Here is a 17,003-nt window from a genome sequence, read left to right as displayed (position 1 = left end):
AAGGGATGGGTAGGAAAATTGATCTTATTTGCCGGTAGGGCATTGCGTTCTTTCGCAGGATAAGGCCACTTGTGAAATATCCGGACTGCATCGGGCCGTGTTAAGGGGCATGAGCCTGCTGTGGGTGATCGGATGATTGTTTGAATTGAGGACGTTAGATCAGTGAACAGTATGCTGTCGAAAATGAGCATAGACACGATCCGCACATTGGTGATGGATAGTGTGGAGCGTGCAAAATCCGGCCATCCGGGTACCGCAATGGCTCTGGCCCCGGCCATGTATGCTTACTGGCAGTTTACGATGTATTATAACCCGGCTGATCCCTTTTGGCCGGGGCGTGACCGATTTATCCTCTCGGGTGGGCATGCGTCCATCCTTCTCTATGCCACGGTGTTTCTGGCCGGGGTGAAGGATATTGAGAACGGGCAGGTGGTCGATCGCCCCGCCCTGACGCTGGAAGACCTGAAAAATTTCCGCCGTTTTGAATCCCGCACACCGGGCCATCCCGAATACGGGCTGACAGCCGGGGTGGAGATCACGACCGGCCCGCTGGGGCAGGGGTGCAGCAGTGCGGTGGGCATGGCCATGGCCGAGCGATGGCTTGCCACACATTACGGCCGCCCGGGGTTCGACCTCTTTGGCTATCACATTACCTCTTTCTGTGGTGATGGGGATATCATGGAGGGGGTTGCGGCCGAGGCCGCATCCTTGGCCGGACATCTGAAGCTGGGCAACCTGACATGGGTGTATGACAGCAACCGCATTTCCATTGAGGGCTCCACGGATGTGACCTTCACGGAGAATGTGGCCATGCGGTTTGAATCCTATGGCTGGCAGGTGCTGGAAGTTGCTGATGGCAACGACGTGCCTGCCATCTGTGAAGCCCTGAAACAGGGACGGGAGGAAACCTCCCGCCCGACCCTGATCATTCTCAGGACGATCATCGGTTATGGGGCACCGGGCAAGGCGGGAACGGCCTCTGCCCATGGTGAGCCGCTTGGCATGGAGGAGCTGGCAGGGGCCAAGAAGGCCTATGGCTGGCCCGAAGATGCGCCGCATTTTACCGTGCCGGATGGCGTGCAGGAGCATTTCGAGGCACTGGCCGGGCAGCGTGGGGCCAGAGCACAGGCGGAATGGGAGGCACGGTTTGCCGAGTACTGCGCCCGTTATCCGAAGGAAGGGGACGAGCTGCGGCACATTTTTGCCGGAACCCTGCCAGAAGGCTGGGAAACGGAGCTGCCTGTCTATCCGGCGGATGAGAAAGGGCTGGCCTCCCGCCAGAGTTCCGGGGAGGTGCTCAATGCCGTGGCATCCCAGTTCCCCTGGCTGGTTGGCGGGGCGGCGGACCTTGCGCCTTCTACCAAGACACTCATCAAGGGCGCCCGGTCGGTGCAGGCCCCTTCAAACATGGTGCAGGAAGGGGCTGGCTATGATGGCCGCAACATGCACTTCGGTGTGCGTGAACATGCGATGGCCGCCATCTGCAACGGCTTGGCCCTGAGTGGCCTGCGGCCTTTCTGTGCGGGCTTCCTGATCTTTTCTGATTACATGAAGCCCGCCATCCGTCTGGCAGCGCTGATGCACCTGCCGGTGATCTATGTGTTCACGCATGATTCCATCGGCGTGGGGGAGGATGGCCCGACCCATCAGCCCATCGAGCAGCTCGCCCAGTTCCGGTCCATGCCGGGGCTGACCATGCTGCGTCCGGCAGATGCCAATGAGGTGGTGGAAAGCTGGCGTGTGGCCATGCAGCATCGTGCTGGCCCCGTGGCCCTTGCCCTGACACGGCAGAACCTGCCAACGCTGGACCGTACCCGGTATGCCTCGGCCGAGGGTGTGGCCCGTGGTGGCTACGTTCTGGCGGACTGTGAGGGTGAGCCGGAGATTCTGTTGATGGCGTCCGGCTCCGAGGTTTCGCTCGTGGTCGGTGTCTATGAGCGGCTGAAGGCTGAAGGCGTGCGGGCCCGTGTGGTCTCCATGCCAAGCTTCGATCTGTTCGAGAGCCAGGACAGGGCCTATCGTGACACCGTCCTGCCACCTTCTGTCCGTAGGCGTGTCGGTGTAGAGATGGCTTCCGGCTTTGGGTGGGACCGCTATGTGGGGCTGGATGGTGTCGTCATTGCCATGAACAGCTTTGGGGAATCCGGCGCAGCAGCAGAGCTGATGGCGAAGTTCGGCTTTACGGTAGACTCTGTTTATGAACAGGCCCGCCAGTTGTTACAGAAGGCAGACTGACTGGATAAGGAGTGAGAGTGATGGAAAACACCCCGCCAGAGACACCTTTGACCCGTCTGGTCAGCCATGGGCAGTCCATCTGGCTGGATTTCATCCGGAGGGATTTCATCGAGGATGGCCGTCTGGCAGCCATGGTGAAGGAGGACGCCCTGAAAGGGGTGACCTCCAACCCGGCCATTTTCGAGCAGGCCATTGGCCACGGTGCGGAATATGAGGAAGCCGTGCAGGCCCTCCTGGCCAGCGGCAGCCTGACAGCCGGTGCGCTTTATGAGGCGCTGGCCGTGGAAGATATCCGTCAGGCCTGCGAGGTTCTGCGGCCCGTGTTTGACGAAACCGGCGGACGGGATGGCTATGTCAGTCTCGAGGTTTCTCCTTACCTGGCATATGATGCTGAAGGCACGCTGGCAGAAGCCCGCAGGCTCTGGCAGCGTGTTGGTCACCCCAATGTGATGATCAAGATTCCGGCGACGGAAGAGGCCATTCCAGCCATTGAGCAGGCTACTGCCGAGGGCATCAACGTCAATGTCACGCTCCTTTTTGCGCTGGGCATGTACGAGAAGGTGCTGGACGCCTATCTGCGGGGGCTGGAGGCCAGGGTGAAGGCCGGTCTGCCGGTGAATCACGTTGGTAGTGTGGCGTCTTTCTTTGTCAGCCGGATTGATGGGCGCATTGATGCCCGCATCGACCGCCGTCTGGCCGCCGGTGACCCGGAAGCCGAGGCGTTGAAGGCCCTGCGGGGGCAGGTGGCCATTGCCAATGCCCGCATGGCGTATCAGCATTATCTCAGGGTAACGGAAAGCCCGCGCTGGAAAGCTCTGGCAGGGAAAGGAGCGCAGACGCAGCGTCTTCTCTGGGCCAGTACGAGCACGAAGGACAAGGCCTATCGTGACGTGCTGTACGTGGAGGAGCTGATTGGCGCTGATACGGTCAATACATTGCCACCCCGTACGCTGGAAGCCTTCCGGGATCATGGCATCCCGGAGGAGCGCCTTGCGCAGGGTGGAGAGAGCGCCAGCCTGATTCTGGCAGAAGCAGGGCGATTGGGGCTTGATCTGGACAGTGTGACCACCACCTTGTTGGAAGAAGGTGTGACGGCTTTCGAGGTCGCTTTTGATGGATTGCTCGGTGCGGTGGCAGCCCGCCGGGAAGCTGTTTTGGGGGAACGTCTTATGCGAGTATCCTTGGCATTGTCGGGTGAGTTGGAAAATGCCGTGGTTGCGGCGGGCAAGAGCTGGAGCCAGGATGGCAAGGTGCGGCGCATCTGGGAGCGTGATGCGTCCGTCTGGACCGGTGGGCCGGAAAGCCGATGGCTCGGCTGGCTGGATGTGGTCAAGAATGGCCGTGCGGCTCTTGAGTCTTATGAGACCTTGGGCCGTGAGGTGAAGGAACGTGGCTACAGCGACGTGCTGCTGCTGGCCATGGGCGGTTCCAGCCTCGGACCGGAAGTGCTGGAGGAAACCTTTGGCCGAGCCCCCGGTGGCCCAAAGCTGCATGTTCTGGACAGTACGGACCCTCAGCAGGTTGCCAGCTTCGGCCGGGTCATCGACCCGGCCAACACGCTGTTCATCGTGTCCAGCAAGTCCGGCAGTACGCTGGAGCCGAACATCCTGTTCGCCTATTTCTGGGATCAGGCGGAGAAGGCCCTTGGCCGTCAGCCCGGTGAGCGTTTCGTCGCCGTGACGGACCCCGGCTCATCGCTGGAAACACTGGCCAGAGACCGTGGCTTTGCCCATATCTTCCACGGCAACCCGGAGATCGGCGGGCGGTATTCCGTTCTGTCCGCCTTTGGTCTCGCTCCGGCGGCGGCAGCAGGGTACGATGTCCGGGCCCTGCTGGACAGCACGCAGCTGATGATCGAGGCGTGCGATGCTTCCGTTCCGCCTGTGACAAACCCTGGTGTCAGTCTGGGGCTGGCCCTTGGGGTGGCGGCCACCAGTTTCCGGCGGGACAAGGTCACGTTCGTGGCTTCGGAGAAGATCGCCTCCCTCGGTGCCTGGCTGGAGCAGCTTCTGGCTGAAAGCACCGGCAAGAACGGCACGGGGCTCATCCCTATTGATGGCGAGCCGCTGGGGGCGCCGGAGGTTTATGGTGATGACCGCATGTTCGTGGAACTGCGGCTGGGGCATGAGCCCGTCAGCCCGGGGATCAAGGCCCTGCGGGAGGCGGGACATCCTGTCGTGACCCTGCATCTCGAGGATGTCGGGCAGATCGTGCAGGCGTTCTTCGTGTTTGAATTTGCCACGGCGGTGGCTGGCTCCGTGCTGGGAATCAATCCTTTTGACCAGCCTGATGTGGAATTCAGCAAGGTTGAGACCCGCAAGCTGACCAAAGCCTATGCCGAGACGGGCCATCTGCCGGAAGAGACGCCGTTCGCCCAGGATGGAAACCTCGCTTTTTATGCTGATGAGCGCAACCGTGAGGCGCTGGGCAGCGGTAGTGCAGAAACCATTCTGAAAGCTCATTTTGACCGTGTGGGCAAGAACGACTATATTGGCCTCCTCGCTTACATTGAGCGGAACAAAGCCCATATCGCCTGGGAGCAGACGGTGAGAACAGAGTTGAGGGATCGGCTTCATGTCGCCACGGCGGCGCAGTTTGGTCCACGGTTCCTCCACTCGACAGGTCAGGCTTACAAGGGGGGGCCCAACAGCGGTGTCTTCCTGCAGGTGACGGCGGATGATGCTGCGGACCTGCCCATACCGGGACACGCTTACAGCTTTGGTGTCGTCAAGGCCGCTCAGGCCCGGGGGGATTTCGACGTTCTGGCCGCTCGTGGCCGTCGTGCGCTGCGTGTGCATGTTGTCGGTCCCCTGCATGAAGGACTGGACCGTCTCGCTCAGCTGGTGACAGATATTCTAAAAGGAGCTTGAGGATGCGTATCGGAATTATCGGACTTGGCCGCATGGGTGGCAATATTGCCGTCCGCCTGACCCGCAAGGGGCATGATGTTGTCGTGTTCGACCGGACTCCCGCTGTCACCGAGAAGATTGTCGAGCGGTCAGAGAAGGGGCGTGCCCAGGGGGCCGAGACCTTCGAGAAAATGGCCGAACTCCTTTCCAGTGAGGAGCGTCGTGTCATCTGGGTCATGCTGCCAGCTGGCAAGGTGACGGAAGACTGCATACAGAAGCTCGCCCCGCTGTTGGGCAAAGGTGACATCATCATCGATGGTGGCAACACCTATTACAAGGAAGATATCCGCCGGGCGAAAGAGCTGGGCGAGCGTGGCATCGATTATATCGATGTCGGGACCTCTGGTGGTGTCTGGGGGCTGGAGCGTGGCTACTGCATGATGTATGGCGGCGAGAAGCACGCTGCGGATTATGTGGACCCCATTCTGGATGCGCTGGCTCCGGGCATGGGTGATGTGCCCCGCACGCCGGACCGTGAGGATGATGGCCGCCACGACCCGCGGGCCGAGAGGGGGTATCTTTATTGTGGTCCGGCCGGGGCTGGTCATTTCGTGAAGATGATCCATAACGGCATCGAATACGGCATGATGCAGGCCATCGCTGAGGGTTTTGATGTGCTGGCCAGCAAGAACTCCGAAAAGCTGCCGGAAGATGAGCGTTATGACCTGCATCTGGCTGATATTGCCGAGGTGTGGCGCCGTGGCAGTGTCGTGTCCTCTTGGCTGCTGGACCTGACAGCCGAGGCGCTGGCCCGTTCTGGTGATCTGAGCGAGTTCAGTGGCGAGGTGCAGGATTCCGGTGAAGGCCGCTGGACGATCGAAGCCGCCATTGAGGAGGCCGTGCCTGCCCCGGTAATGACCGCAGCCCTTTATACCCGTTTCCGGTCCCGTACCGGCAACAATTTCGCCGAGAAGGCTCTTTCGGCCATGCGGTATGGATTTGGTGGCCATACCGAGCGCAAGAAATAAACTGTTCTGGAGAATGGGGGATGCGGTAGGGGGCCGCACCCCTTCTTCCCCCGTGAGGGAGGAAGATACTCATGACAGAAACATCCCCCAGGATCAGGCTGGTGCTGTCCGATATGGATGGCACCATTCTTGGTTCTGACAGAACCATTTCTCCCACAACAGGCACGGCCGTCCAGCATCTGGCAGAGCGGGGTGTGGCTCTGGCGCTCGTCAGTGCCCGCATCCCGGCGGCTGTGCTGCCTTATGTCCGGCAGCTCGGGCTGAAAGGGCCCTGTGCCGGATTTAATGGGGGCGTCTTTTTCATGCCGGATGGCACCATTCTGAAGAGCCACCATTTTTCTGTCGGGGATCTTGCGGCCATTCTCGAAGCTCTGTCTCCTTTCCCTGTGGAGGTCTGGTTTCAGACAGAACAGGAATGGCTGGTGCGTGACAGTCGGACGCTGCTGGCAAAGCGGGAGCAGGAGTTGACGGGCATCACGCCCCGGGCAGTATCTTCATGGCCCGTCACGCCGAAGACCGTGAACCGCCTTATGGTCTGTTCTGACGATACAGCCCTGATTGCCCGGCTGGAAGCCGAGCTGGCGGCTCCTTTTGCCGGGCGGGCGAGCCTGCTGCGTTCGGCCCCACACAAGTTGAACATCACACCTGCCCTGGCCACGAAGGGCAAGGCGGTGGCAGAGCTGGCCAGACTGTATGGCGTAACACCGCAGGAAGTGGCTGCTCTTGGCGATGCCCCCAATGACATCCCGATGCTGCAGGCGGCTGGCATGGGCATCGCCATGGGGCAGGCGCCGGATTCCGTGAAGAAAGAAGCCACCCATGTGACCGGAAAACCTGATGAAGGTGGCTGGGCATATGCTGCCGAGACGTTCATTATGCCGCTAGCCCCCTGCCAGCAGGGGAGATGACGTGATTCGGAGGGTACGGGTATGACGACAGACATGCGCCATGCGGTCGTAGAGGTTCTGAAGGACTCAGAAGCCGTGGCTATGGAAATGGCCAGACTGCTGATCAGGACGGTGAAAGAAAAGCAACAGGGCAGGGTGCGCATTGCTCTCTCTGGTGGATCCACGCCCAAGCAGCTTTTTGCGATTCTTGCCCAGCCCGACATGGCCCGGCAGGTGGACTGGTCCCGTGTCGAAATTTTCTATGGGGATGAACGTCACGTGCCCGAGGGCCATGCGGACAGCAACCATGCCAGCGCCCGGGAGCTGCTGCTCTCCAGGGTCTCCATCCCGGCGGCTCAGGTCCATCCGATGCCGACAGCCGCTACGGTTGCGGAAGATGCTGCCAGCTACCAGAGCGTTCTGGAACAGGCCTATGGTGCCACGAAGCTGGAAGCAGGCCGCCCGCTGTTTGATATCGTCATGCTTGGCCTGGGTACGGATGGGCATACGGCATCCTTGTTCCCGGGGGAGCCTGTCCTTGAGGAAAAGAAGGCCTGGGTTGGCGTCGCAGCGCCCCGTACGGCCCCGCATGAGCGCCTTACGCTGACCTACCCGGCCATTGCCTCCAGTGCACTGGTCGTTTTCCTTGTCACCGGGGAAAATAAAGTACCAATGCTGGCCCGTTTGCGTCAGGGGGATGGCAGCATCCCATCAGGGCGTATTGTTTCCGAGGGGAAAATCCTCATACTGGCCGATGAAGCCGCTGCTGGAGAGCTTTCATGAATGTAGATGACTGTAAACGTGCTGCTGCCCATCTTGCTGCAAGCCTCGTCAAACCGGGGATGGTCGTCGGGCTGGGGACAGGCAGTACCGCAGCATTCATGATTGAAAGGCTCGGTGAGCGTGTTGCCGGGGAAGGGCTGGATATTCATGCCATCCCGACCTCCGAGGAATCGACAAGACTTGCCCGTGCAGCGGGGATTCCGATCACGACGTTTGCAGAACATTCCGTAGTCGACATCACCATTGATGGCGCAGATGAGGTGGAGCGCAAGACGCTGAATCTCATCAAGGGGCTGGGGGCTGCTCTGCTGCGTGAGAAGATCGTTGCCCAGGCGTCACGGCGTTTTGTCGTGATCGTGGATGTAACCAAACCGGTTGACCAGCTTGGCCAGCGGGTGCCTGTACCAGTGGAGGTTGTTCCATTTGGCTACGAGGCAACGGCAGCCCGTCTGGAGGCTCTGGGGGCAAAGGTCATCCGTCCCCGTCGGCATCTGACAGGCGAGCTGCTTATTACCGATAACGGGAACAGGATACTTGATTGCGCTTTCGGTCCGATCAGTGACGTGCAGGCTCTCGCCACGCGTCTGGATGGTACGGTAGGCGTGGTGGAGCATGGTTTGTTCCCCAATATGGCAACCGATGTGCTGGTTGCCACCGAACGGGAGGTTGAACAATGGACGCCATGACAGAAAAAGAAGCCGCCAAGGCTGCATCGGGTATTGCTCCGCATTACATTGTGGTGATGGGGGTTTCCGGCAACGGCAAGACCACTGTGGCTGAGCTGCTTTCCAAGAGCCTTGGCTGGCCGTTTCAGGAAGGTGATGACCTGCATCCCAAAGCCAATGTGGAAAAGATGCGCAGTGGCCACCCGTTGACGGATGAAGATCGTGCCCCCTGGCTGGAGCTGTGCCACGACTGGCTGGCCAAGTGCGCCGAGAAGGGGACCGGTGCCGTGCTGACCTGTTCCGCCCTGAAGAAGAAATATCGTGATGCGTTGGCCAAGCATATTCCGGTCCAGTTCGTCTACCTGAAGGTGGACCCGAAGATCATAGAGGACCGGCTGAAGCACCGTGTCGGGCATTATATGCCGCCGACCCTTCTGCCGAGCCAGCTGGCCACTCTGGAGGAGCCGACAGATGACGAGCCGGTGATCCGTGTTCCTGGTGATGCAACGCCGGAAGAGCTGCGGGACCGTGTGATTGAGCGTCTGCGTGTTGTCCCCCCGCCGAAGGTGGTGGACTGATACAGGGTCGGTTATTACCGGTTCAGTGATGGCCCTTTCTTTGGGCATCAGGAAATGGCGGGGCCTCTGGCTCCGCCATTTTTCGTGGGGAAAGGAGACCCTTGCCCGGGCGGCTCCTTCCCATGGGGGCTGTTCAGGGGGGTCAGGCCGGGGAGGCTGTCTGCCAGCCCGGGCCAATAATGGCGATCCGACGGTGGCGGCCCGTGCCCTGAAGGATGATGGCCTCGCATTTCTCAAGATAAGTAAGCTGCCGCCGTGCCCGCCCTAGAGAATGGGTGCCATAGGCCCGGGCCAGAGCGGCATCATCCGGGCAGGGTTTGCCTTCCATGGCTGCATGGGCGAGCAGGAAATAGACAGGCTGCATGTCGTCCGGCAGGCGGCTGGCCCGCTGCTGGATGTCCTGCCAGGCCTCGCTTTCGGCCCGTTCACGGGTGATACCGCAGCGGATGGTGCTCAGCATGGTCTGGAACTGCGGCATGGGCAGGATGTTGCGGGAGAACCCGGCCAGCCGTGCCCTCATCTGGAAGTCCTGATACAGGGTGGCGAGTGGCCGGTAGGCGGCATCCTCATCCTGTCCGGCTTCGGCGACGAGAGTCCAGAGAGTTTCCGGGTCTGGTGCAGCCATCTGCTGGCTCTGCTGCTGCTCTCTGGCGTCACGGGAGGAGCTGTAGGCATCAAGCTGCGCCAGCAGGTCCGGTTTGGGGGCAGCCGGTTCCTTGCGGGGGCGGGAAGCGGGTTCCGGCGGGGCCTCGAGGATGAGATCCCGCAGCTCATCCACAGGAATGTTGGGCTGTTCAAGCGGCATGAGGGCAGGGCCACCTGCATGGCTGGCTGTCTCGACCGGACCGATGGTGACACGTTGGGGGCGACGGGCGAGGGCGGGTCCCAGCGCCATGAACTGCCCACGGGCAAGGTCCCTGAAGCCTTCGGCAGCACGGCGCTCCATGCCCAGAAGGTCGGCGGCACGAGCCATGTCGATATCCAGAAAGGTCCGTCCCATCAGGAAGTTGGAAGCCTCGGCGGCGACATTCTTGGCCAGCTTGGCCAGACGCTGGGTGGCAATGATGCCTGCCATGCCCCTTTTGCGTCCCCGGCACATGAGGTTGGTCATCGCATTGAGGGAGAGGCGGCGTGCCTCGTCAGAGGTATCACCCCCGGCAATGGGGGCGAAGAGCTGGGCTTCGTCCACCACGATGAGGACAGGATACCAGTAGGCCCTTGGCGCTTCGAACATGCCGGTCAGGAAGGCACCGACAGAACGGAGCTGCCCTTCCGGCTCGCTCTGCTCAAGATTCAGCACGACAGAGGCCCGGTGCATCCGGACCCGTTCCCCCGCACTTCGCAGGCTGGCTTCGGACTGTGTGTCCGTCTCGATGACGAGATGGTCGTATTTTTCTGCCAGCGTGACGAAATCCCCTTCCGGGTCGATGATGACCTGTTGGACGAGAGTTGCGCTCTGCTCCAGCAGACGCCGGAGGAGGTGGGATTTCCCAGAGCCGGAATTGCCCTGCACGAGCAGGCGGGTAGCCAGCAGTTCAGGCAGGTCGATGTGGGCATCCTCACCACGGGCTGTGGTGCCAAGAAGAAGGGGGCCAAAATGTGATGAACTCATGGCGCCACTTTACCGGGCAATGGACGGGAGAGCCAGTGATGAACAGCCTCTGCACAGAAGCAGGCGGTGGAAAAACAGCCCTGGAGCAGATAGCCCCCTGTAGGAGCATCCCAGTCCAGCATTTCACCACAGGCGAACAGGCCGGGCTGGTGGCGCAGCATGAAGCCTTCATCCAGCGCTGCCTGTTTCAGCCCTCCGGCGGTGGAAATGGCCCTGTCCAGCGCAGCAGGAGCCACAAGGTGCAGGGGGGCCTGCGTGATGGCGTCTGTCAGCTCACCGGGTGTGCGGGCGTCCGGGCAGAGCTGGGTGAGCAGCTCCCGCATGGTACGGTCCAGCCCCAGAGCCTTGCGCAGCCTGTTGCTCCGGCTTTCACGGAGACGCTGGCGGGCGAGGCGTTCCAGTATGCGTTCCTGCGTCAGAGTCGGGCGGAGATTCAGGTGGACGGTTACGGTGTCTCCGCCTGATTTTGCCAGAGCCTGTCGCAGTGGAGCTGAAAGGGCGTAAAGTGGTGCTCCCTCCAGCCCCCGTTTCGTGATGATGAGATCGCCACGATGTGTCTGGCCGGCGAAGTTGAGCGTGACTCCCCGCAGGGTCTCGCCTTCGTGGCGGAGCAGGAATTCGGCAGGCCAGTCCGGCATGAAGCCGCAGTTGGAGGGGGCAAAAGGCGTGCAGTGCTGTTCCAGCAGCGATGCCCATTGCCCGTTACTGCCCAGTCGTGCCCAGCTGCTGCCCCCCAGGGCGAGGATGACGGCACGTCCTGTCTGCTGGACCGGGCCTTCCGGTGTCTGGAAGGTGAGAGACAGGCCCTGCATATCTGTCAGCCTGTGGCGGGGAAAGAATTGCACGCCCTGTTCCTGAAGGCGGACCAGCCAGCGGCGCAGCAGGGGAGAGGCCTTGAGGGATTTCAGAAAGACCCGGCCAGAACTGCCGGTGAAGCAGGGTTCGCCCAATCCTTCAGCCCAGAGGCGGAGAGCCTCGGGCGGGAAGTGGCGGATGGCAGGTTCCAGCCAGTCCCGTGCTGTCCCGTAGCGTTGCAGGAATGGTTCCAGCGGTTCACTGTGGGTGAGGTTCAGGCCGCTGCGGCCTGCCATGAGGAATTTCCGTCCCGGCCTGGCCATGTGGTCGAACAGATGGACCTCATGGCCCTTCCGGCTCAGACATTCAGCGGCAAACAGCCCTGCCGGGCCAGCCCCGATGATGGCAATGGGGAGTGTACGGGCCGTACTGGTGTCGGGCATGGGCAGTCCGTTCTGGCTGGGTGTGGCGGCGGTGAGGTGTTGTTAGCCTGTTCCGGCCTGTCGGGGAAGACAGACAGGAGGCAGACAGGGTATGGAAAGGCGTAGCCTGCGAGGGCAATCATCCGGGAAAGGGACGACATGAAACTCTGCACGACGGTTCAGGAGATGCGGCAGGAGCGGGCGCAGCTTGGCAGGGTCGGCTTTGTACCGACGATGGGCTTCCTGCATGAGGGGCATCTTTCGCTTGTTCGCCGTGCCCGGGAGGAGACTGATGCTGTTGTCGTCAGTCTCTTTGTCAATCCCATACAGTTCGGGTCGGCGGATGATCTTGCCAATTATCCCCGGGCGCTGGAACGGGATATTGCCCTGCTGCGCAGGGAGGGCGTGGCCTGTGTTTTTACGCCGGAAGCGGCAGAATTCTACCCTGAAGGGTTCGCCACGCAGGTGGATGTTGGTGGTGTGGCGCTGGAGCTTGAGGGGCCGTCCCGTCCCGGCCATTTTGCGGGTGTGGCGACGGTGCTGGCGAAATTTTTCAACATCATCCAGCCGCAGCGGGTCTATTTTGGGCAGAAAGATGCCCAGCAATGTGCTGTTGTCCAGCGGTTCGTGCGGGACCTGAATATTCCGGTAGATATTGTGACCCTGCCAACATGGCGGGAGGCGGACGGTCTTGCCGGGTCGAGCCGCAACAGTCGTCTGACGGAGGCGGAACGCCACAGGGCCCCGGTGCTGCATCAGGCTCTCTGCCGGGGCCGGACCCTGGTGCAGGCTGGTGAACGCCGCCGTGCCGTGCTGGAGGGGGCCATGCGGGATGTGCTGGTGCAGGCCGGGCTTGTGGATATTGACTATGTCACCATCGTGAATCCGGATACGTTCCAGGCTGAAGAGGAGGTCCGGGAGGGGGCTCTGGCCTTGCTGGCCGTGCAGCTGGGGGCCGTGCGGCTGATCGACAATATGCCGCTGTTCTGAAAAGTGGTCCTGACCTTTTGTTGAGAACAGGATGCAATAATTCTCATATTGGTAATTGCGTTTGCCGGATATTCATCCCTCAATAAAGAGGGTTGTATTTGTCCTGTTATTTGCCAGCCATGAGGTGAGATCAGAGAGGGGGCGGGCCACGCCTGTCACCTATGCATGGCAATACATGCTGGCATGTTGTGAAAGCCAGTAATGTCTTCTGGTCAAGTGGCGGGCGAAGGGGTAGCGTGGCGGGGTAACAAGGCATTTACATATGCTTGAAGGAGATATCGAGCATGGTTGAGAAAACCCCGCGCACCGTTTCAGCCCCCAAGAAATTCATCATCGGTACGGGTCTGCTGGCCCAGCTGCATGACTATGTAAAAGATTTTGGCGACAACGCGTTCATCATCAGCGATGAATTCTTTGTGGAGCGTGTCCAGAAGGAATCCGTGGCTGGGCTGGAGAAAGCCGGGCTGAAAGGCACAGCCGAGAGGTTCGGCTGTGAATGTACGGATGCCGAGATCAAGCGTCTGGGCGAGCTGGCCAAGACACGTGGTGCCAATGTCATTGTCGGTATTGGTGGTGGCAAGACGCTGGATACCAGCAAGGCCGTTGCCCATTATTACAAGCTGCCACTCATCCTCTATCCGACCATTGCCTCCACCGATGCACCCTGCATTGCGCTGGCTGTGATCTATACGGAGAAGGGCGAGTTCGACCGGTACCTCTTCCTGCCGCAGAATCCCGATGTCGTTGTGGCTGATACGGGTGTGATTGCCGGTGCCCCGGTGCGCTTCTTTGCTGCTGGTATCGGTGATGCCCTTTCCACATACTTTGAGGCCCGTGCCTGCTACCGGTCTGATGGGGTGAACCTTTCCTGCAAGCGTCCGTCCCGTACGGGACTCGGTCTGGCCCGCATGTGCTATGACCTGGTCTGCAAGAATGTTGATCTCGCCATGGATGCTGTGCGCAACAAGGTGCCGACCCGGGCTCTGGAAGAAATGGTCGAGGCAACCATTTATCTCAGCGGGACCGGTGCCGAGACGGGTGGTCTTGCCGCTGCTCATGCCGTGCATAATGGCATGACCGCTATCGAGGATCTCCATCATGCCCAGCATGGTGAGAAGGTGGTCTTTGGTCTGATGACCCAGCTGGTGCTGGAGAATGCACCGAAGGAAGAGATTGAAGAGGTGCTGCGTGTCGTGCGGGCAGCTGGCCTGCCGATGACCCTCAAGGAGCTGGGTGTCAAGGAGTTTGTGGAGGCTGACTGGCGCAAGGTGGCCGAGATCGCCTGCGACAAGGACGACACGATGGGCAATCTGCCCTTCAAGGTCACGCCGGATGATGTCTATCATGCCATGGTGGCTGCGAACGCCCTTGGTGAGCGCTATCGTGCCGCCCATCAGGCCTGAAAAGGTCCGACAGGGTGAGGTCATGGCAACATGACCCATTAGGGAAAAGGTCCGGGGTGCTAGACTCCGGACCTTTTTTCATGGGGGATGGACACCATCAGTGATCTGTTGTTCAGCGGGGCCGTCTTCCGCTGTCTGGCCAGTGTGGCTTCAGGTCGGGTGGATGGTCAGAGAAGGGCGTTTGTTGTCCTGTCTGTCCTGTACTGCTCCATGGTGCAGTATGCCGACCGGCTGGAGGGGCACGGAGGCCCCCCGTATCATTTCTGTCCCCGGAGAACGAACCCATCCAGCAGCTGCCGTAGCTGGCGTGTCCGCTGGGCCATGTTGGAGGTGGCCGCAGAGGTTTCTTCCACCATGGCGGCGTTTTCCCGGGTGCCCTGGTCGATGGTGACGACGGCACCATTCACGTCCCGCAGGGCCGATGCCTGCTCAGATGTGGCCTTTGAGATCTCTCTGAGATGTGTGCCGATATTGGCCACGCTGGAGATGATGGTGTCGATGGCGCTGCTGGCATCCTTCATGATGGCTGAACCGGAATCAACATGGGTCTGGGAGGTATTGATGAGGTCCTTCACCTCTTCGGAAGCATCGCCCACCCGGTTGGCCAGTTTGCGGATCTCCTGCGCCAGGACACGGAACCCGCTGCCAGCTTCGCCCGCATGGGCGGCTTCAACACCGGTGTTCAGTGCCAGAAGGTTGGTCTGCGTGGCAATGTTGGAGATGACGTTGGTGATCTTGTTCACGGCTTCGGCAGAACGTTCAATCTCTTCCATGGCCGTGCTGGCACGGCGGATCATGGTGCCGAAACGTTCCGTGATGGCCTGGCACTCCTCAACGAACTGGGTCGCCTCGCTGACACGGGATTCGGTGGAAGATACCGTAGCGGTGATCTGCTCCACGGCAGCGGCCGTTTTTTCGACAGAGGCAGCCTGCCGTTCCGTGCGCTGGGCGAGGTCCTGTGCCGCGCTGTTGATCTCATCAGCGGTATTGTCGATGCTCTCCGTTGCCTCGCTGATGGTATGAAGCGTCTGGCAGAGGGACGAGATGGCGTGATTGAGGTTGTCCCGCATGGGGAGGTAGGTATTGGGGAAGTTCCCATCCACCGTGTGGGAGAGGTTCTTGTTGGCAAGGGCGTCGATGATGTGGCCAAAGCGCTCGGTCACAAACCGGCGTTCTTCTTCAATGGCCTCATCCAGTTTGCTCATTTCTTCCTTGTTGAGCTTTCTGGCTTCATCAATGTAGATGGAAATGGTGAGGTCCATGTCTAGGAAGACGGCCTTGCTGAGGCTGGCGAGGGAGTCCGTCAGCTTGGAGAAGGACATCTTTGGGGGCAACAGCGGTGCCGGAGGGGCCAGCTGATTTGAGACATCTGCGATGATGCTGGCAAGCAGCAGGGCGTAGCCGCCGATGTACCAGCGTGGTTCCAGCCCGATTTCGGCGTGGGTTCGGCCGATGCGGCGCACCGTATTGGCATATTGCAGGCCGAAATTGGCAGCTGCGATGTTCTTCCAGTAAGTCAGCTGCGCCTTTTTGGCTTTCTGTATCTGTGCTTCTGAGGAAAAAAAGCTTCTGGTCTGGGGGGTCCGGCGGACCGTGTCATAGAAGGTATCCAATGCCTTGGGCAGGCATCTGATGACGTATTTTTCAATACGGCGGATGGCCAGGCAGTCCTGTTCATCCAGCTGGAGGAAATGCAGCCGCTCTCTCAGGTCGTCAGTATCCTCAAGGCTTTCATTCGGGTTATGCATGATAGCTGAAAATTTTGACATGATTCCCTCGTGAAGTAACAGATGTTATCATGGATAAGACTTAAAAAAGCCTTTTTAAAGCCTTATGGCGGATGGAAGCTTTCTGAAGTATTAAAAGAAATCTTATTTTAATATATTTGGTGTTCGTGTAGCCTGATGTTACCTTCTTCAGCATGTTGCGTTAACCATCTCATGCCGTTCCATCTCTGAGGGCCAATCCCGTCGGCTGTGTGGCTGTTGGCGAGGGCGAGGGGCATGAGGCTGGCCCATCAGCAACCATGTTACGTTTTTGTAACGCAGGTGTGTTTTATGGCGTTCATGTCATGAATTGCCAGTATTCATCAGGGAAAAAGCCAGATTCCAGCATGAGGATGAGGTTGTGCGTGGGGCGTGACTGACCCCTGAGGGGGTGTGCGAGGCCCCCTGTTCTGGTAGAATGGGCCCCGGCAATTTTTTATCCAGGAGGGGGCCATGGCCACAACCGCCAAAATCAGTGTTACTCTTGATCGTTCCAAGATGCTGAATTTCAATTCATCCATGTATGGGCCTGAGTTCCTTGAGCGTATTCTGGAGGCTGTGAAGGCGATTGCGCCCGAGCCTTATCAGGTTCAGGCCAATTTCGGGTCCGACATTGCTACGGTGGATGTCACCACGACAGAGGATGTTGAAGAATTTCCCGATACGGCAGCAATCTATGCGGCCATCCGGAAGACCTACGAAGAATGGAACCATGCCGTCCGTCAGATCGACGAAGAAAAGCTGGCTGACCTGCCGTTCGCCAAGGACCAGAAGCTGGTGAAGACGGAAGAGCATCGTGGTGAAGGCGATGCGTCCGACCGCTTCCTCGTCATCGATGTACATTATGATGATGAGGGTTTCATTGTGTACGAGATTGAAAAACTGGACCACGAGGGCAAGCCCATTCCCGATACCCGCGAGGCTGTCTCCCTAGAACATCTCGAGGAAATTTTTACAGCAGCTGAGTAAAAACAGGTCGCAGAAAAGCCA

The 17,003-nt window shown here is 59.8% G+C and carries 13 protein-coding genes; 10 read left to right on the top strand and 3 right to left on the bottom strand.

Annotated features, from left to right (window positions below; translation table 11 throughout):
* Positions 1 to 183: 183 nt before the first annotated feature.
* The 7 genes from tkt (at position 184) to CO583_RS03620 (ending at position 9,025) form a co-directional block, all read left to right on the top strand.
* Positions 184 to 2,235 carry a transketolase gene (tkt, locus tag CO583_RS03650; RefSeq protein ID WP_232086305.1) on the top strand — a complete coding sequence of 684 codons (2,052 nt, stop codon included), beginning with the start codon at positions 184 to 186 and terminating at the stop codon, positions 2,233 to 2,235.
* 20 nt (positions 2,236 to 2,255) lie between these two features.
* Entirely contained in the window at positions 2,256 to 5,105 is a 2,850-nt protein-coding gene (locus tag CO583_RS03645; protein ID WP_248630565.1) for a bifunctional transaldolase/phosoglucose isomerase, read from the top strand.
* Positions 5,106 to 5,107: 2 nt separating this feature from the next.
* Positions 5,108 to 6,112: a phosphogluconate dehydrogenase (NAD(+)-dependent, decarboxylating) gene (gnd, locus tag CO583_RS03640; protein ID WP_043560825.1), complete on the top strand. Its 1,005-nt coding sequence runs from the start codon at positions 5,108 to 5,110 to the stop codon at positions 6,110 to 6,112.
* Between the two features lie 71 nt (positions 6,113 to 6,183).
* Positions 6,184 to 7,020, top strand: coding sequence for an HAD family hydrolase (locus CO583_RS03635; RefSeq protein WP_248630368.1), 837 nt, complete (start codon positions 6,184 to 6,186; stop codon positions 7,018 to 7,020).
* A gap of 21 nt (positions 7,021 to 7,041) precedes the next feature.
* Entirely contained in the window at positions 7,042 to 7,782 is a 741-nt protein-coding gene (gene pgl, locus CO583_RS03630; protein WP_043560822.1) for a 6-phosphogluconolactonase, read from the top strand.
* Positions 7,779 to 8,468: a ribose-5-phosphate isomerase RpiA gene (rpiA, locus tag CO583_RS03625; protein ID WP_043560820.1), complete on the top strand. Its 690-nt coding sequence runs from the start codon at positions 7,779 to 7,781 to the stop codon at positions 8,466 to 8,468. The genes pgl and rpiA overlap by 4 nt, the downstream gene beginning before the upstream one ends.
* Positions 8,465 to 9,025: a gluconokinase gene (locus CO583_RS03620; RefSeq protein WP_043561569.1), complete on the top strand. Its 561-nt coding sequence runs from the start codon at positions 8,465 to 8,467 to the stop codon at positions 9,023 to 9,025. The genes rpiA and CO583_RS03620 overlap by 4 nt, the downstream gene beginning before the upstream one ends.
* Before the next feature lie 142 nt (positions 9,026 to 9,167).
* Here CO583_RS03620 and CO583_RS03615 read toward each other — a convergent pair whose 3' ends face one another.
* Positions 9,168 to 10,637 (bottom strand): ATP-binding protein, encoded by a 1,470-nt coding sequence (locus CO583_RS03615; RefSeq protein WP_086431152.1) that lies wholly within the window; start codon positions 10,635 to 10,637, stop codon positions 9,168 to 9,170.
* A complete protein-coding gene (locus CO583_RS03610; protein ID WP_081562950.1) occupies positions 10,634 to 11,875 on the bottom strand; it encodes a TIGR03862 family flavoprotein in 1,242 nt (413 codons plus the stop codon). Before CO583_RS03610 ends, CO583_RS03615 begins: the two co-directional genes overlap by 4 nt.
* 138 nt (positions 11,876 to 12,013) lie before the next feature.
* Between CO583_RS03610 and panC the strand changes: the two genes are divergently transcribed.
* A complete protein-coding gene (panC, locus tag CO583_RS03605; protein ID WP_248630369.1) occupies positions 12,014 to 12,844 on the top strand; it encodes a pantoate--beta-alanine ligase in 831 nt (276 codons plus the stop codon).
* 284 nt (positions 12,845 to 13,128) lie between these two features.
* Positions 13,129 to 14,247, top strand: coding sequence for a glycerol dehydrogenase (locus CO583_RS03600; RefSeq protein ID WP_081562951.1), 1,119 nt, complete (start codon positions 13,129 to 13,131; stop codon positions 14,245 to 14,247).
* Positions 14,248 to 14,504: 257 nt separating this feature from the next.
* Here the strand turns inward: CO583_RS03600 and CO583_RS03595 are convergent, their stop codons facing one another.
* Positions 14,505 to 16,016 carry a globin-coupled sensor protein gene (locus CO583_RS03595; protein WP_249103150.1) on the bottom strand — a complete coding sequence of 504 codons (1,512 nt, stop codon included), beginning with the start codon at positions 16,014 to 16,016 and terminating at the stop codon, positions 14,505 to 14,507.
* A gap of 450 nt (positions 16,017 to 16,466) precedes the next feature.
* Here CO583_RS03595 and CO583_RS03590 point away from each other — a divergent pair, with 450 nt between their 5' ends.
* A complete protein-coding gene (locus CO583_RS03590) occupies positions 16,467 to 16,982 on the top strand; it encodes a hypothetical protein (protein ID WP_043560806.1) in 516 nt (171 codons plus the stop codon).
* The last annotated feature ends 21 nt before the right edge of the window (positions 16,983 to 17,003 follow it).

The sequence above is a fragment of the Parasaccharibacter sp. TMW2.1882 genome (genome assembly GCF_023337635.1).
Taxonomy (GTDB): Bacteria; Pseudomonadota; Alphaproteobacteria; order Acetobacterales; family Acetobacteraceae; genus Bombella; species Bombella apis.
This window is presented reverse-complemented; position numbering and strand designations above follow the sequence as displayed.

Excerpts from the sequence above, each read along its gene's own strand:
- tkt (WP_232086305.1), top strand. The coding sequence starts at position 184 with ATGAGCATAGACACGATCCGCACATTGGTGATGGATAGTGTGGAGCGT.
- CO583_RS03645 (WP_248630565.1), top strand. The coding sequence starts at position 2,256 with ATGGAAAACACCCCGCCAGAGACACCTTTGACCCGTCTGGTCAGCCAT.
- gnd (WP_043560825.1), top strand. The coding sequence starts at position 5,108 with ATGCGTATCGGAATTATCGGACTTGGCCGCATGGGTGGCAATATTGCC.
- CO583_RS03635 (WP_248630368.1), top strand. The coding sequence starts at position 6,184 with ATGACAGAAACATCCCCCAGGATCAGGCTGGTGCTGTCCGATATGGAT.
- pgl (WP_043560822.1), top strand. The coding sequence starts at position 7,042 with ATGACGACAGACATGCGCCATGCGGTCGTAGAGGTTCTGAAGGACTCA.
- rpiA (WP_043560820.1), top strand. The coding sequence starts at position 7,779 with ATGAATGTAGATGACTGTAAACGTGCTGCTGCCCATCTTGCTGCAAGC.
- CO583_RS03620 (WP_043561569.1), top strand. The coding sequence starts at position 8,465 with ATGACAGAAAAAGAAGCCGCCAAGGCTGCATCGGGTATTGCTCCGCAT.
- CO583_RS03615 (WP_086431152.1), bottom strand. The coding sequence starts at position 10,637 with ATGAGTTCATCACATTTTGGCCCCCTTCTTCTTGGCACCACAGCCCGT.
- CO583_RS03610 (WP_081562950.1), bottom strand. The coding sequence starts at position 11,875 with ATGCCCGACACCAGTACGGCCCGTACACTCCCCATTGCCATCATCGGG.
- panC (WP_248630369.1), top strand. The coding sequence starts at position 12,014 with ATGAAACTCTGCACGACGGTTCAGGAGATGCGGCAGGAGCGGGCGCAG.
- CO583_RS03600 (WP_081562951.1), top strand. The coding sequence starts at position 13,129 with ATGGTTGAGAAAACCCCGCGCACCGTTTCAGCCCCCAAGAAATTCATC.
- CO583_RS03595 (WP_249103150.1), bottom strand. The coding sequence starts at position 16,016 with ATGTCAAAATTTTCAGCTATCATGCATAACCCGAATGAAAGCCTTGAG.
- CO583_RS03590 (WP_043560806.1), top strand. The coding sequence starts at position 16,467 with ATGGCCACAACCGCCAAAATCAGTGTTACTCTTGATCGTTCCAAGATG.